10 protein-coding genes are annotated in these 14,587 nt (G+C 71.1%); 8 read left to right on the plus strand and 2 right to left on the minus strand.

The features are described from left to right. A partial coding sequence (locus QJS31_RS35770) for an Hsp70 family protein (protein ID WP_306358887.1) occupies positions 1–1,638 on the minus strand: 1,638 nt, incomplete at its 3' end. 363 nt (positions 1,639–2,001) lie between these two features. Between QJS31_RS35770 and QJS31_RS35775 the strand changes: the two genes are divergently transcribed. The 3 genes from QJS31_RS35775 (at position 2,002) to QJS31_RS35785 (ending at position 7,572) form a co-directional block, all read left to right on the plus strand. Further along, positions 2,002–3,849 carry an IniB N-terminal domain-containing protein gene (locus tag QJS31_RS35775; RefSeq protein ID WP_306358888.1) on the plus strand — a complete coding sequence of 616 codons (1,848 nt, stop codon included), beginning with the start codon at positions 2,002–2,004 and terminating at the stop codon, positions 3,847–3,849. Between the two features lie 55 nt (positions 3,850–3,904). Further along, on the plus strand, positions 3,905–5,746 hold the full coding sequence (locus QJS31_RS35780) for a dynamin family protein (RefSeq protein WP_282778729.1): 1,842 nt from the start codon (positions 3,905–3,907) through the stop codon (positions 5,744–5,746). 77 nt (positions 5,747–5,823) lie between these two features. Beyond that, positions 5,824–7,572 carry a dynamin family protein gene (locus tag QJS31_RS35785; RefSeq protein ID WP_306358889.1) on the plus strand — a complete coding sequence of 583 codons (1,749 nt, stop codon included), beginning with the start codon at positions 5,824–5,826 and terminating at the stop codon, positions 7,570–7,572. Between the two features lie 66 nt (positions 7,573–7,638). Here the strand turns inward: QJS31_RS35785 and QJS31_RS35790 are convergent, their stop codons facing one another. Next, positions 7,639–8,799, minus strand: coding sequence for a zinc-binding dehydrogenase (locus QJS31_RS35790; RefSeq protein WP_306358890.1), 1,161 nt, complete (start codon positions 8,797–8,799; stop codon positions 7,639–7,641). Between the two features lie 509 nt (positions 8,800–9,308). Here QJS31_RS35790 and QJS31_RS35795 point away from each other — a divergent pair. From QJS31_RS35795 to grpE, 5 genes are all read left to right on the plus strand, one after another. Further along, entirely contained in the window at positions 9,309–9,953 is a 645-nt protein-coding gene (locus tag QJS31_RS35795) for an endonuclease (RefSeq protein ID WP_282778735.1), read from the plus strand. A 69-nt stretch (positions 9,954–10,022) separates the two neighbouring features. Next, on the plus strand, positions 10,023–11,120 hold the full coding sequence (locus QJS31_RS35800; protein ID WP_282778736.1) for a DUF1707 domain-containing protein: 1,098 nt from the start codon (positions 10,023–10,025) through the stop codon (positions 11,118–11,120). Positions 11,121–11,130: 10 nt separating this feature from the next. Beyond that, positions 11,131–11,931: a DUF1707 domain-containing protein gene (locus tag QJS31_RS35805; protein WP_282778738.1), complete on the plus strand. Its 801-nt coding sequence runs from the start codon at positions 11,131–11,133 to the stop codon at positions 11,929–11,931. A 198-nt stretch (positions 11,932–12,129) separates the two neighbouring features. Continuing rightward, positions 12,130–13,968, plus strand: coding sequence for a molecular chaperone DnaK (gene dnaK, locus QJS31_RS35810; protein ID WP_282778740.1), 1,839 nt, complete (start codon positions 12,130–12,132; stop codon positions 13,966–13,968). Beyond that, entirely contained in the window at positions 13,965–14,582 is a 618-nt protein-coding gene (grpE, locus tag QJS31_RS35815; RefSeq protein WP_282778741.1) for a nucleotide exchange factor GrpE, read from the plus strand. Before dnaK ends, grpE begins: the two co-directional genes overlap by 4 nt. Positions 14,583–14,587 lie beyond the last annotated feature (5 nt).

The raw sequence follows: 14,587 nt of genomic DNA on the forward strand, positions 1-14,587 counted from the left end.
GGTGGCGGGCGCACCGGGCGTATGCGGTTGGCCGGGCACTCCGGGCGCGTTCGTGAGCGCGGGCGCCTCCGGGCTGCCCGGCGCACCCTCGAGGCGGCCCGCCTCGGATACGGCGGGGTCGGCCGCGACACTCGTCGACGGCTGTCCAGGCGTGGGGGTGGAGGACGGGCCGGACTGCACACCGGTGCTGATCGCGAGCGTGCCGGTGGCGAGTGCGGCGACCGCCAGGGCGGTGACGCTCACCACCGCCAGCCGTTTCCGATTGCGGGGACCCGGGTCGGGCGCGGTCTCGGGCAGTACCGGTGGCGCCGCCGTGACCCGGGCTGCCACGCGCTCGCGGCCGCGGGCGGGTACGTGTTCGTTGTCGCGGGGGGTCGCGGCGGGCGCCGCGTCGGCCGAGGATGCCGCGCCGTGCGGGTGGTGCTCACCGTGTTCGTACGCGTCGTGTTCGGCGTACGTGTCGTGAGCGCCGTGCATGTCGTGTTCGTCGTGCGCGGCGTGACCGCCGTACGCGTCGCGCCCACGACTCTCGCCGGCCGCGGCGGCCGTAGCGCCCGCGCCGGATGGCAGTGCGCCGCTACGCGCCTCACCCGCACGCCCCGAGTTCGGGTCGCGGGGGATGGCGGTGGTATCGCCGTCGCCGCCCGGTCGGGTGGCGCGGCGCACCGGTGCGGTGGGCGCGACGAGGGCCGGGTGGGGTTCGGTCGCGGTGGTGTCGGTGAGCAGATCGGCGGCCAGCAGGGCAGCGCCGTGGGCGCTGATGTGCGCCGGGTCGGCGGCCGCGGCCACCGGGATGCCGAATTCGGTGGAGAGCAGTTCGGTCACCAGCGGAATGGCCGCGCCACCGCCGGTGAGCAGGACGCCGTCCAGTTCGGCGACCCGCAGTCCGGCACGCCGCACCGCCTCGCGCAGCAGGTCCATGGATCCGAGCAGGGGGCCGCGCAGCAGCTCCTCCAGCTCGTCGCGCACCAGCCGCACGTCCATGCCGAAGGCGGGCAGCCGGACCGGTACCACCGCCGCCGTCTTTTTGGAAAGCTCTTCCTTCGCAATTCTGCAGCGACCGCGCAGTGCGGCCAATTCTTGTTCGACGATCGGGTCGAACGGATCGAAATCGTTTTGCCCCACCGCATTAGCCAGAACGTAACGCATGGCCAGGAGATCGAATTCCGTACCCGCCACCATGGTCGAGTGCACCGGTTCTCCGAGCAGACCCGACAGCGGCCCGGTACGTACCACTGAAATCGTCAAACCGGTCGCGCCGAGATCATAGACGGCCATCGCGCCGTCGTGCTCGGTTCCGTGTACCTCGCGCAGCCATCGCATGGCCGCGGTCGGTTCCGGCACCAGTGCGACGCCGTCCAGTCCGGCGGCATCCAGCGCGGACCGCTGCACCTCCACGGTGTGCTGCGTCCACCAGGCCGGATAGCAGGCGACCGTGGCCGCGGCGGAGCCGGTGTCGTGCACCGCGCGCGCCACCGCCGCCGCCACGAGATCCGCCGCGCGAACAGCGGTTCCGTCTCCGATGCGCATGTCCACGGGATCCCCGACCCGGGCCAGAATGCTCTCCGTGACCTCCGCCGCCGAGCCGAGCAGGCTCGGACAGGCGTGTAGTTCGCGTCGTCCCCCCGAAGTCGTCACGGCGACTGTGTGCAGCGACCCGACCGTAATGCCGAGCGCCTGACCCTGACTCATTCGAGAACCCCTGTTCTACAAACACACCCTGCCCGGTGTGCCGTTTCGAAAGTCGATCAGTCCGATATGTACTAAGGCTTGGGTTGTGGCTTGCGAGCCACATGTGAGCTGTCGGTTGCTGGGGGTTCGTCGTTACCGCGCGCGGGGTAGGTACGGGGAAATTCCCCTAATCCCCACCCCGCCCCCAACGGTTCGGGGTCCGGCAACAGGGGAGTTCACCCCGTTCCGGAGTAACGCGTGAGCTTCCTAGCGTGAAAGGCAATTCGACAACCGCGGACCGCAGGGGTCCGCCGAAGGAGGCGATTTGCCATGAGTCCCAATGCGATTCTCGAGTTCATCCTTAGCCTGCTGCGGGACAGCGAGGCTGCCGCCGCCTACTGCGCCAATCCCGGACAGGCGCTGGTGGACGCCGGGCTGGCGGCGGTGACGCCGGAGGATATCGCCGCCGTCGCCCCCATGGTCGCCGAGTCGGCGCTGGTGGCGGGCGGTTCGGCCTTGTCGGCCATCGTCGCCGCGGGCGGTCTGGAGACCGCGGCCGCCGGTGCGGTCAATGGCGCGGTGAACGGCGGGGCGTCGGTCGGCACGGTCGCGGCGGGGACGACCGGAGTCGCGGCCACCGCCACCGCCACCGCCGCCACCGCGGCCGAGGTGAATCTCGGCGGCCAGGCCGAAACCGGCGTCGACCTGGGCCTGGACGCGGGCCTGGGTGCGGTGGCCGATGTCGCCGCCGGACTCTCCACGGCGCTGGGTGGCGCACTGGAGACCGGTGCGGACGTGGGTGCGGGACTCGGCGCGGGACTCCAGGGCGCGGTCGACGCCGCCACCCAGGTGGGTGCGGGGGTCGACGCCGGACTGGGCGGACTCGTGAACGCGGGCGGCCAGCTGGGCGCGGGACTCGGCGGAGCTGTCGGCGCGGCCGCCGACCTCGGTGGTCAGCTCGGCGCGGGCCTGGAGACCGGGCTGAACGGCGCGATCGACACCGCCGCCGGACTGGGCGCCCAGGTGGGCACCGATCTCGGCGCCGGACTCTCCGCCGGTCTCGGCGGCGCCGTGGCGGCCGGCGCCCAGGTCGGAGCCGATCTGGGGGCGGGCCTCGACGCGGCGCTCGACGGTGCCGTGGACACCGGTGCGCAGCTCGGCGCGGGCCTGGGTGGTGCGGTGGATGGCGCGGTCAGCGCCGGGACGGGCCTCGCGGCCGGTGTCGGTGGCGCGGTCGACGGTGCGCTGGGTGCCGGTGCGGAAGTCGGCGGTGGCTTGGAAGCCGGATTGTCCGGCGCGGTGGATTCCGGTGCTCAGCTGGGCGCGGATCTCGGTGGTGCGGTGGACGGCGCGGTGACCGCCGGAACGGGCCTCGCGGCCGGTGTGGGCGGTGCCGTCGATGGCGTATTGGATGCCGGTGCGGGACTCGGTGGCGGGCTGGAGAGCGGTTTGTCCACCGGTATCGGCGGGGCTGTCGATGCGGGCGCGCAGCTGGGTGCGGGACTCGGCGGCGCCGTGGACGGTGCGCTGGGTGCCGGTGCGGAAGTCGGCAGTGGGCTGGAGACCGGTATCGGTGGCGCGGTGGACGCGGGCGCGGAATTCGGCGGTGGGCTGGAGTCCGGGCTGTCGGGTGCGGTGGACACCGGTGTGCAGGCGGGTGCGGGTGTCGGTGGCGCGGTGGACGGTGCGCTCGATGCCGGGGCCGGTCTGGGTGCGGGCGTCGGCGCCGGCGTCGACGGCGCGTTGGGTGCCGGTGCGGAGCTCGGGAGTGGGTTGGAGACCGGGCTGTCGACGGGGGTCGGCGGTGCGGTCGATGCCGGTGCGGAATTCGGCGGTGGGCTGGAGTCCGGGCTGTCGGGTGCGGTGGATACCGGTGTGCAGGCGGGCGCGGAACTCGGTGGGGCGGTCGGTGGGGCCGTGGACACCGGCGCGCAGGTCGGTGGCAGTGTCGACGCCGCGCTGGGGGCGGAGTCGGGGCTGGATGTCGGTGCGAGCGCGAATCCTTGGGCGGGACTGGACGTTTCGCAGGCGTTCGGAGCCGGGGTGCAGGGTGGCGTCGAGGGCGACCTCACCGGTGGCACCGAGACGTCGCTGTTCGGAGACGCGGGCTTCGGCGGCGGGGCCGAGGTGGGCGGCGTCGCCGGTGGCGGCATCGTCGACGACATCCTGCAGTCGTGATGCCGCAGTCGTGACGCTGCACTCGTGACCGCACCGGTGATTCGGAGGTAGGGCTGTGACGGGAACCGCGGTGGCTCGGCCGCTGCTGTCGATACTGGGTGACACCATCGCGGTCGCACGCGCGGCCGACCGGGGTGACCTGGTAGGACGACTGGAGACGGTCGCCCAGCGGATCCGCGATCCGCGACGGCGCATCGTGGTGGCCGGCTTGGGCAATCAGGGCAAGAGTCAGTTCGTGAACGCGCTGCTCAACCTGAATGTCTGTGCGGTGGGCGATGATACGACCACCACCGCCACGGTCACCCTGGCCCACGGCAGCGAGTCGCGGGCCGCGGTCGTGCTGGCCGGGCCGGGCGGCGGCGAGGCCGAATCCACCCGGGTCCCGGTACCTTTCGAGAATCTGGGCGCGACCGAGCCCACCGTGCGGGCGCGGCCGGTGCTGCGGGTGGAGGTGGAAGCCGCCAACCCGCTGCTCGCCGACGGCATCGTGGTCGTGGACACCCCCGGCCTCGGTGCACACGGAAATCCCGGTGCGGCAGGCGTTTACGCCACCATCCCGGGAGCCGACGCGGTACTGCTGCTCAGCGACGCCTCCACCGAGCTCACTGTGCCGGAGGTGGAATTCCTGCGGCAGGTGCGGGAGTTGAGCCCCGCCGTGGCGGTATTGCTCACCAAGATCGACCTGTATCCGCACTGGAGGCAGGTCTACGACGCGAATCAGCGGCACCTCGAGACTGCGGGGCTCGAGGTTCCGCTGATTCCCGTCTCCGCCGTCCTGCGCACCCACGCCATGCGGCTGCGCGATGAACAGCTCGGCCGCGAATCGGGCTTCGGGCAGGTGTTCCAGTTTCTGCGCGACCAGGTCGTGGCCCGCGACCAGGCCGCCACCCGACAGGCGGTGGGCGTCGACATCGGTTCGGCGGCCGAACATCTGGCGCTGGCGTTGAGCAGCGAACTGGTGGCGTTGCGCGATCCCGAGCGCGGGGCCGCCGCCATCGTGGAACTGCGTTCGGCCAAGGCGGCCGCCGAGCGGCTGCGCCGCAATACCGCCGCCTGGCAGCAGACTCTCGCCGACGGCATCACCGATCTGGCCGGGGATATCGACCACGATCTGCGCAACCGGCTGCGCGATATCGCGCGCGAGGGCGAGGAGTGGATCGACGCCAATGATCCCGGGCGGCATTGGGACACCATCGAGGAATGGCTGACCGGCACCGTGGGCACGGCGGTCGGCGACAATCTGCTGTGGACCCGCACCCGCGCCATCCGGCTGGCCGAACGGATCGCCGGCCACTTCACCGAACTCGGCGCGGTGGACCTGCCGGAGCTGGCCGGCAGCCTGGACCCCGACGGCTCCCGCGTCGGCTCCTGCACCCTGGCCGATCTGGAACCCGATCTCGGCTTCACGCACAAACTGCTGGTGGGGGTGCGCGGCTCCTACGGCGGCGTGGTGATGGCCGGGCTGGCGGGCACCCTGGCCGGGATGGCGATCATCAATCCGCTGTCCATCGGCGCGGGAGTGATTCTGGGCGGCAAGGCGTTCCGTGACGACAAGCAGGCACGGCTGGCCAAGCGCCGGATCGAGGCCAAGGCCGCCGTGCGCCGGTACGTCGACGATGTGGCCTTCCACTCCGGCAAGGAGACCAAGGACCGGCTGCACCGCATCCACCGCCTGCTGCGCGATCACTTCACCGGCGTGGCCGACCGCTCGCTGCGCTCCCTGGACGAATCCCTGCGCGCCGCCCAGGAAGCCGCGACCCTGGAAACCTCCCGCCGTACCGAACGCACCACCGAACTCGAGCGCCAACTCCGCATCGTGGCCGAACTCCGCCGCCATGCCGACGCGTTGCTCACCCTCGAGGCCCGCCCGGCCGCCCGGGCGCTCCCACCCCCGTAACGTGCTCGTTTGCCCGGTGACAGGGTTGGGGTATGGGTAGTCGCGAGGAGACCGGGGAGTCCCGCTACCGTGTGTGAATGGTTTTCGATGCCCCGGGTGCAGTGGCCGGGATCGTGCCCGAGGCGCGGCGGTTGATCGGTGTGGCTCGGCAGGCGTATGCGGGGCAGGCGCGGGTGAGCGCGCTGCTCGCCGACTGCGCGCGCCGCCTGGACGAACCGCTGCGGGTGGCGTTGGCGGGTCAGCTCAAGGCCGGTAAGTCGACGCTGTTGAACGCCCTGGTCGGGCAGGACATCGCGCCCACCGACGCGACCGAGTGCACCCGGCTGGTGACCTGGTACCGGCACGGTCCGACGCCGCGGGTGACCGCGTTCGCGCGCGATGGGGCGCACGCCGACGTGGGGGTGCGCCGGGATCGCGGGGCCGACGGGCTGGCCACGCCGCACGGGCTGCACTTCGACCTGTCGGCGCTGCGGTGGAACGCACCCGGCGCGCGCGAGGTGGACCATCTCGACGTGCAGTGGCCGTCGGAGGAATTGGCGCGCACCACGATCATCGACTCGCCCGGTATCTCGTCCATGTCGCGGGAGGTCTCGGCGCGCACGGCGCGCCTGCTCACCCCGGCCGCCGATCCGGCCGGCGTGGTGCTGCCGGGCTCGGACGCCGTCGTCTACCTGCTGCGCCGCCTCGATGCCGCGGATGTGAATTTCCTCGAAAGTATCGGCGCTGGTACCGGATCCGGTCAGGCCGCCGACGCGGGCGTTCCCGGGCTCGGATACGGGCCGTTCGGTGGGGGTGCGTCCGGCACGGGGAGATTCGGGCATGGAACGACCGGTACCGGGGCATCGGTCGGCGCTGCCGGTGCGCACGGGCCGGGAGCGTCGCCCGCGGGTTACACGGCCGCCGCGGCCCCGCTCGGGGCGGTCGGTGTGGTCTCGCGCGCGGACGAGATCGGTGCCGGCCGTATCGACGCCCTGCACTCCGCCCGCGAGGTGGCGTCCCGTTTCGCCGAGGAGCTCGAGCGCACCGGGCTGTGCCAGTCGGTGGTCCCGGTGGCGGGTCTGCTGGCCTTCGCCGCCGCCACCCTGCGCCAGCGCGAGTACGCGGCCTTCGAGGCCCTGGCGACGGTGCCGACCGAGGAACTCACCGCGGCCCTGCTGTCGGCGGACCGTTTCGCCCGCCCCGATCTGCCGCTGCCGGTGTCGCCGGAGCTGCGCGCGCACCTGGTGGCCCGCTTCGGCCTGTTCGGAATCCGGTTGTCCGTCACGCTGATCCGCCTCGGGGTGCGCGACTCCGCCAGTCTGGCGGCCGAACTCACCAAGCGCAGCGGACTCGATGAGCTGCGCTCCGTGCTGGATGTGCAATTCGCCCAGCGCGCCGAGGAATTGAAGGCGCACTCCGCGCTCACCGCGCTGGCCCGCATTCTGGCCGCCTACCCGGGCACCTCCGCCGACGCGCTGCTCCCGCGCGTGCGCACGCTGCTCGCCGATGTGCACGGTTTCGCGGAACTGCGCCTGCTCGGCCGTCTCCGCTCCGATGAGCTGCCGCTGCCGGACGCCGATATCGCCGAATTGCAGCGCCTCATCGGCGGTTCCGGCGTGGCCCCCCACCTGCGCCTGGGGCTGCCCGCCGACACCGATCTTTCCACCCAGCGCGAATACGCTCTCGCGGCCGTGCGCAAATGGCGTTCCCGCGCCGGTCATCCGCTGGCCGATCAGGTCACGGCGACGGCGTGCCTCACCGCCGCCCGCAGCGCCGAGGGCCTGCTCGACACGCTCAACGATCCCCCGACGACCCCGCTGACCCGCATCCCGCGCCATCGCGCGTAATCCGAAGCGGCCCAGGGGGTGCTCGACGCTTTCGCGGGGCGGGTGCGAAGCGCGCCGGGGCCGCGTTCAGGGTGCGGTGGCGGTGCTGCGGGGGTCGATGAGGATCTTGGCGTGGTGGTCGGGGGAGGCGAGGGCGCCGAAGGCGGCGTCGATACCGTTCAGGCCGACGGTGCCGGTGACGAGCGGGCTCGGGTCCACCGTGCCGTCGGCGATCATGTGCAGGGTGTCGCGGAACTCACCGGGGTCGTAGCCGAGCACGAAGCGCAGTTCGATCTCCTTGTTGATGGCGGTCGCCGGGTGGATCACATCGGGCTGCATGCAGACGCCGACCACCACGACGCGGGACATGGGCGGCGCGGCGGTGAGGATCTGATCGAGAATCCCCGGCACGCCGACGCATTCGAAGATGACCGGCGTATTGGGCCCCTGATCGAAGGTGTGGGCGGCGCGGAACAGATACCACCAGGGCAGCTTCGGAATGCGCCGCAGCCGTTCCATGGCGTCGAAGCCGAGGTTGAGGATGTCGGTGGCGCCGCTGATGCGCGAGGTGCGAGGCGCGGCGTCCCAGGGCGATGCGACGGCGGGATCCACCACCACATCGGCCCCGCAGCGCCGCGCCAGGTCCCGGCGGCGCGGTGAGAGATCGCTGGCCACCACCGTGCGCACCCCGGCGGCCTTCAACATGCTGACGACCGCCAGCCCGATCGGTCCGCAGCCGATGACGAAAGCCGTTCGCCTCCTGCCGATCCGGCTCTTGCGCACCGCGTGCCAGGCCACCGCCATGGGTTCGGTGAGCGCCGCGAGTTCGGCGGACAGGCCGTTCGGCACCGGGAAGGTCATGGACTCCTGCACCACCACCTGCTCGGCGTAGCCACCGGGCGCGGCGACCGACAGGCCGGTCAGGTGCGGTTGCCGTCCCTGCCGTTGAATCGGCAGCGCCACCACGGGAGTGCCGGGTCGCCAACGCTTTCGGCAGCCGGGGCCGTAATCGACGACCGTGCCGGAGAATTCGTGTCCGAGCACCACACTCTGCGCCGAGCGCATGAAGTGCCCGTATCCGGTGGCGGCCGCCAGCTCCGCCAGTTCGTCGCAGTGCACGCGGGCATGCAGATCCGATCCGCAGATGCCGCACCGCACCACGTCGATCAGTACCTGCCCGCGACCGGGAACCGGTGTCGGCAGCTCCTCCACCCGAAACTCGCCCTTGGTGACCACGGCCGCCCGCATACCGCACTCCTGTCGACTCGCACGTGACGCTCGTCACCCAATCTAGCTGTCGCAGCAGCCGATATCGCGTGGTCCAACCGTGTGGGAGCGGTTCCGGGAAGGAAAACGCCATGACGACCATCCGAACGTGCGGCTCGGTGCGCTCGCACTGGACCGGGCGGTGATCATGGCGATCGACCTCGGGCGGGGCGCTCGGCATGCCGCCGGGTGGAGTTGCCGCCGCAGGGTGTGGTGCCCTCCGCTGCCTCCGCCGTGCGGTAGTCCCGCCGCCGTTGGCCTTGCGGGAGCGGTCGAACGTCGGATGATCCGGCTGCACGGAGCGACCGTGACCGGCGCGCATCCCGTGTATGTCGCGATGGCCGCCCGGAAGTCGGAATCGTCGCCGATTCCGGAGTCCGGGGCGTACCCCCTGCTCCGGTGATCGCGCCGCCACGGGCGCGGGCCACCGCCGTCAGGTGTGGGCGACGGCGCGGCGGGTACGCGCAGGGTGTCGGAAAGGCAGGTGCGTCATGGAGCGACAGGAGATCGTGCGGGCGTTGTTGGACCGGGCGGGGACGAGTTACGCGGCCGAGGCCGGTATCCGGCTGGCCGACACACCCGCGCCGCTGTTCCAGCTGTTGATGCTGGCTCAGCTGCTCAGTGCCCGCATCTCCGCCGATATCGCCATCGCCGCCGCCCGCGAACTGGTCGGCAGCGGCTACACCACCCCGCGGCGGGTGGCCGACGCCGACTGGCAGGAACTGGTCGACGCGCTCGGCCGCGGCCACTACCGCCGCTACGACGAATCCACGGCCACCCGGCTCGGCGCGAACGCGGCGCTGCTCCTCGACCGCTACCACGGTGATCTGCGCCGACTCGCCGCGGAATCCGAGCGCGATCCGGCGCGGCTGGCGAGCCTCCTACAGCGGTTCCAGGGCATCGGCCCGGTCGGCGCGGAGATCTTCCTCCGCGAGGTGCAGGACACCTGGACCTGGGTCCGCCCCTACTTCGACGAGCGCGCCCGCCGGGGCGCGAGCCGCCTCGGCCTCCCGACCGACCCCGCCGCCCTGGACCGCCTCACCCCACCCGGCCGCGACGCCGACCTGGCGGCGGCCCTGGTCCGCGTCACCCTCGACCGCGACCTCGCCCGCGAGATCCTGAGCACCACCCGATAGCGCCCTACTCAGCACCTATCGACGGTGGTAGGCAGTACAAAACGGGCGTTCTGCGCTTACCATCCGGGGGTGAGTTCGAGATCGCCCGGTTCGGCGGCCGGAACCGGGCGGGTTCGGGCCCGGGATATCGATCGGGTCACCACGCGTGCCCGGCTGGATGCCGCCTATGCGGAGGGACAGCTCGGGGCCGACGAGTATCACGAGCGTTCGGAGCGGGCGGGCAGGGCCGAGACGCTGGGCGAGCTGCACCGGCTGGTCGGGGATCTGCAACCGTCGTCGGGGGCGACGGACCTGATACTCCCGCAGCCGGATTCGGCGCGGACCAAGGCGCGCAAGGGCGGCTATCCGCCACGCGTGCGGGCGCGCCACGCCGACCGCGCCGCCACCTGCGCGGTCCTGGACGCGGCGCTCGCCGACGGCCAGCTGTCCGTGGACGACCACCATGCCCTGACCGAACTGGCCGGTGCGGCAACAACTCTCGGGGAACTCGCGGAGCTCACCGCCGACCTGCAACGCCCCGCCGACGCTCCCGGTCCGCCGCGTCCGCCGCTGTCGCACCGCCGCTACTGGTTCCCGGCGGGCGTGGCCGCGCTCGCCTTGGCCGCCGCCGTGGGCATGTACACCGTGGTCGACCGGCCCGCCGCCGTACCGGCGGGGCCGCCGTCGGTGGACCTCGGCGTCATCGAGCCGAAGGTGATTCCCACCCCGAATCTGCTGACGGTGGCGGGTATCGCCCACTTTCGCGACACCTACCGCGTCAAGTTCGGCGATACCCTGCTCGACGAGGTGAGTCTGTTCGACGAGCACGCGAGCATCGCGCGCGCCGTGCCCGGGGAACCGAATCGTGTGGTGCACTACGGCTATCGCGGCGGTTTCGAGCAGAGCCGCCCGGTGGCCACCCGTAAGCCCGATACGCCGCAATTCGATCTGGCCGCCGTGGATCTCACCGCCCTCGACCGGACGCTCACCGAAGCACCCGCCCTCCTGGACGTCGACGGCGGCACCATCAGCCATATCGACCTGAAGGTGGACACCGTGCCGGGAGGGTCGCGGACCGTGCCCGTCGCGCTCGTCCGGGTGTATGTGCGCAATGTGTTCGGCGAGAGCGGATATCTGTTACTGGACCCCACGGGAGTGGTGCTGCGCGCCTTCCCCTTCTCCGGATAGGCCGACGGTCATGTCCGACACCCGACGTCACGGCGGCCTGCGCGTCCGCGACTCCGACCGCGTGGACGCCTGCGCCCTGCTCGACGCCGCGCACGCCGAGGGCGAGCTCACCGATGCCGAATACGCCCAGCGTTCGGCGGCGGCCATGCGGGCGCGCACCTTCGGCGATCTCGACACGCTCATCGGTGATCTGCAGATCCCGAGCAACCTCGCCGACGCCCCGGTGGTGCGCGTGCAGCGCCGGAAACCGGCACGCCGGTGGCAGGCGGCGGCGGCCACGGTCGTGGTCGCGGGGCTGCTCGGCGCCATGGGCGGTTGCGCGGCCCGCACCACCGCACCCGACCCGCCGTTGCTCGAGCCGACCACCGGTGTGGGCCTGGCGAGTTTTCTCGCGACCTACCGGGACCGATACGGCGATCTGACGGCCGACGAGATGAGCCTGTATCCGCAGTACGCCCTGGTGGAGCGCGCCGCCGATCCGGACCGAACCGTGCGCCTCCGCTACGACGAGCGGGGTTTCAGCTCCACCGACACCGCCCGCGACGACGATGCCGCGGCCTTCGATCTGGCCGACCTGGACGTCCGCGGCTTCGCGGCCGTCATGGCCGGTGCCCCGGAGACGCTGCGGGTCCCCGGCGGCGTCATCAGCCACATCGTCATTCGCCGCCCGCCGGGCGCGAACCCCGCCGATCCGGGGGCGAAGGTCAACCCGCCCGTCGTCTTCCTCTACGCGAAGGACGGCAGCCGCGGCGGATACCTGGAGCTGACCCTCGCGGGTGAGGTGCTCGCGGTCCACCCGGCCGAGGAGTGATCGAAAAAATTTCTCCGCGCCCCGGGAATAGATGACCTGGGGCCCAGGTTGGTCCTCTTCGACAAGGTTGAGCGAGATCGACTCAAGTTCAAGTTGCGCCCCGAGCGATACGGGGGCAGGATTGAGCCGACCACGCTCAGTGTTGCTGGGAGCCCATGCTCCCGCACCAGGCAGGTACGTCAACTAGGAGGATTCACCATGGCTCGTGCGGTCGGTATCGACCTCGGGACCACGAACTCGGTCATCGCTGTTCTCGAAGGCGGTGAGCCGGTCGTCGTCGCCAACTCGGAAGGCTCGCGCACCACTCCGTCGATCGTCGCGTTCGCGAAGAACGGCGAGGTGCTCGTCGGTCAGCCCGCCAAGAACCAGGCGGTCACCAACGTCGATCGCACCATCCGGTCGGTCAAGCGCCACATGGGCGAGGACTGGACCGTCGAGATCGACGCCAAGAAGTACACCCCGCAGGAGATCTCGGCGCGCACGCTGATGAAGCTGAAGCGCGACGCCGAGTCCTACCTCGGTGAGGAGATCACCGACGCGGTCATCACCGTCCCCGCCTACTTCGAGGACGCGCAGCGCCAGGCCACCAAGGAGGCCGGCCAGATCGCGGGCCTGAACGTGCTCCGCATCGTCAACGAGCCGACCGCCGCCGCGCTGGCGTACGGCCTGGACAAGGGCGACAAGGAACAGACCATCCTGGTCTTCGACCTCGGTGGCGGCACCTTCGACGTCTCGCTGCTGGAAATCGGCGAGGGCGTCGTCGAGGTCCGCGCGACCTCCGGCGACAACCACCTCGGTGGTGACGACTGGGACGAGCGCATCGTGGGATGGCTGGTCGACAAGTTCAAGGGCACCTCGGGCATCGACCTGACCAAGGACAAGATGGCCATGCAGCGGCTGCGCGAGGCCGCCGAGAAGGCCAAGATCGAACTGTCGTCGAGCCAGTCGACCTCGATCAACCTGCCCTACATCACCGTGGACGCGGACAAGAACCCGCTGTTCCTCGACGAGCAGCTGACCCGCTCGGAGTTCCAGAAGATCACCTCGGATCTGCTGGACCGCACCCGCAAGCCGTTCCAGTCCGTGATCAAGGACGCCGGCATCTCCGTCGGCGATATCGACCACGTGGTGCTGGTCGGCGGTTCCACCCGCATGCCCGCCGTCTCCGAGCTGGTCAAGGAGCTGACCGGCGGCAAGGAGCCGAACAAGGGCGTGAACCCGGACGAGGTCGTCGCCATCGGCGCGGCCCTGCAGGCCGGCGTGCTCAAGGGTGAGGTCAAGGACGTCCTGCTGCTCGATGTGACCCCGCTGTCGCTGGGCATCGAGACCAAGGGCGGCGTGATGACCAAGCTCATCGAGCGCAACACCACCATTCCGACCAAGCGGTCGGAGACCTTCACCACGGCGGACGACAACCAGCCGTCGGTGCAGATCCAGGTGTTCCAGGGTGAGCGCGAGATCGCCTCGCACAACAAGCTGCTCGGTTCGTTCGAGCTGACCGGTATCCCGCCGGCCCCGCGCGGCGTGCCGCAGATCGAGGTCACCTTCGACATCGACGCCAACGGCATCGTCCACGTGACCGCCAAGGACAAGGGCACCGGCAAGGAGAACACGATCAAGATCCAGGACGGCTCCGGCCTGTCCAAGGAGGAGATCGACCGGATGGTCAAGGACGCCGAGGCGCACGCCGCCGAGGACAAGGCGCGGCGCGAGGAGGCGGAGACCCGCAACCAGGCCGAGTCGCTCGTCCACCAGACCGAGAAGTTCATCAAGGAGAACGAGGACAAGGTCCCCGGGGACGTCAAGTCCAAGGTCGAGGAGGCCATCTCCGAGGCCAAGGAGTCGCTGAAGGGCACCGACATCGCGGCCGTCAAGACCGCGGTGGAGAAGCTGGCGACCGAGTCGCAGGCGCTGGGCCAGGCCATCTACGAGGCCTCGGCCGCGGATGCCGCCCAGTCCGGAAACGGCCAGGGCGCGCCGGATTCCGATGACACCGTCGTTGACGCCGAGGTTGTCGAGGAGCCTGAGAAGAAGTGACGGACCACCCGGAGAAAGAGCCGATCGTCGACGATCCGGCCGCGGGTGAGGTTCTCGAGGCCGCGGCGGAGGAATCCGCCGCGGCCGCCGGGCCTGACGGCGCGACCGCGGGGAGCGCCGACGCGCTCGCCGACACCATCACCGCCGAATTGGCCGAGCGCACCGCCGATCTACAGCGGCTGACCGCCGAGTACGCCAATTACCGGCGTCGGGTCGAACGCGACCGCAAGGCCGCCATCGACTCCGCCAAGGCGGCGGTGGTCGGCGAACTGCTCGGCGTGCTCGACGATCTCGATCGCGCCCGCGCCCACGGCGATCTGGAGGCCGGACCGCTCAAGAGCGTCGCCGACAAGCTGGCCACCGCCCTGCAGAAGCAGGGCCTCGAGGAGTTCGGTGCGGAGGGTGAGCCTTTCGACCCGACCCTGCACGAGGCCGTGCAGCACGAGGGCTCCGGCAGTGAGCCGGTGATCGGCATGGTCATGCGCAAGGGATACCGGTTCGGCGAGCGGGTGCTGCGGCACGCGCTGGTCGGGGTGACCGATGGTCCGGTGAACGGCGCTGCGGCGCAGTCGGATCCGACGAACGCTGGCGCGGATGCCAGTAACAACGGGTAAGAAGC

It is taken from the genome of Nocardia sp. CC213A (assembly GCF_030766805.1).
Lineage (GTDB): Bacteria > Actinomycetota > Actinomycetes > Mycobacteriales > Mycobacteriaceae > Nocardia > Nocardia otitidiscaviarum.

Bases quoted from the DNA above. Each gene is read 5' to 3' on its own strand.
- QJS31_RS35795 (WP_282778735.1), top strand. From the start codon at position 9,309: ATGGAGCGACAGGAGATCGTGCGGGCGTTGTTGGACCGGGCGGGGACG.
- QJS31_RS35775 (WP_306358888.1), top strand. From the start codon at position 2,002: ATGAGTCCCAATGCGATTCTCGAGTTCATCCTTAGCCTGCTGCGGGAC.
- QJS31_RS35790 (WP_306358890.1), bottom strand. From the start codon at position 8,799: ATGCGGGCGGCCGTGGTCACCAAGGGCGAGTTTCGGGTGGAGGAGCTG.
- QJS31_RS35785 (WP_306358889.1), top strand. From the start codon at position 5,824: ATGGTTTTCGATGCCCCGGGTGCAGTGGCCGGGATCGTGCCCGAGGCG.
- QJS31_RS35805 (WP_282778738.1), top strand. From the start codon at position 11,131: ATGTCCGACACCCGACGTCACGGCGGCCTGCGCGTCCGCGACTCCGAC.
- dnaK (WP_282778740.1), top strand. From the start codon at position 12,130: ATGGCTCGTGCGGTCGGTATCGACCTCGGGACCACGAACTCGGTCATC.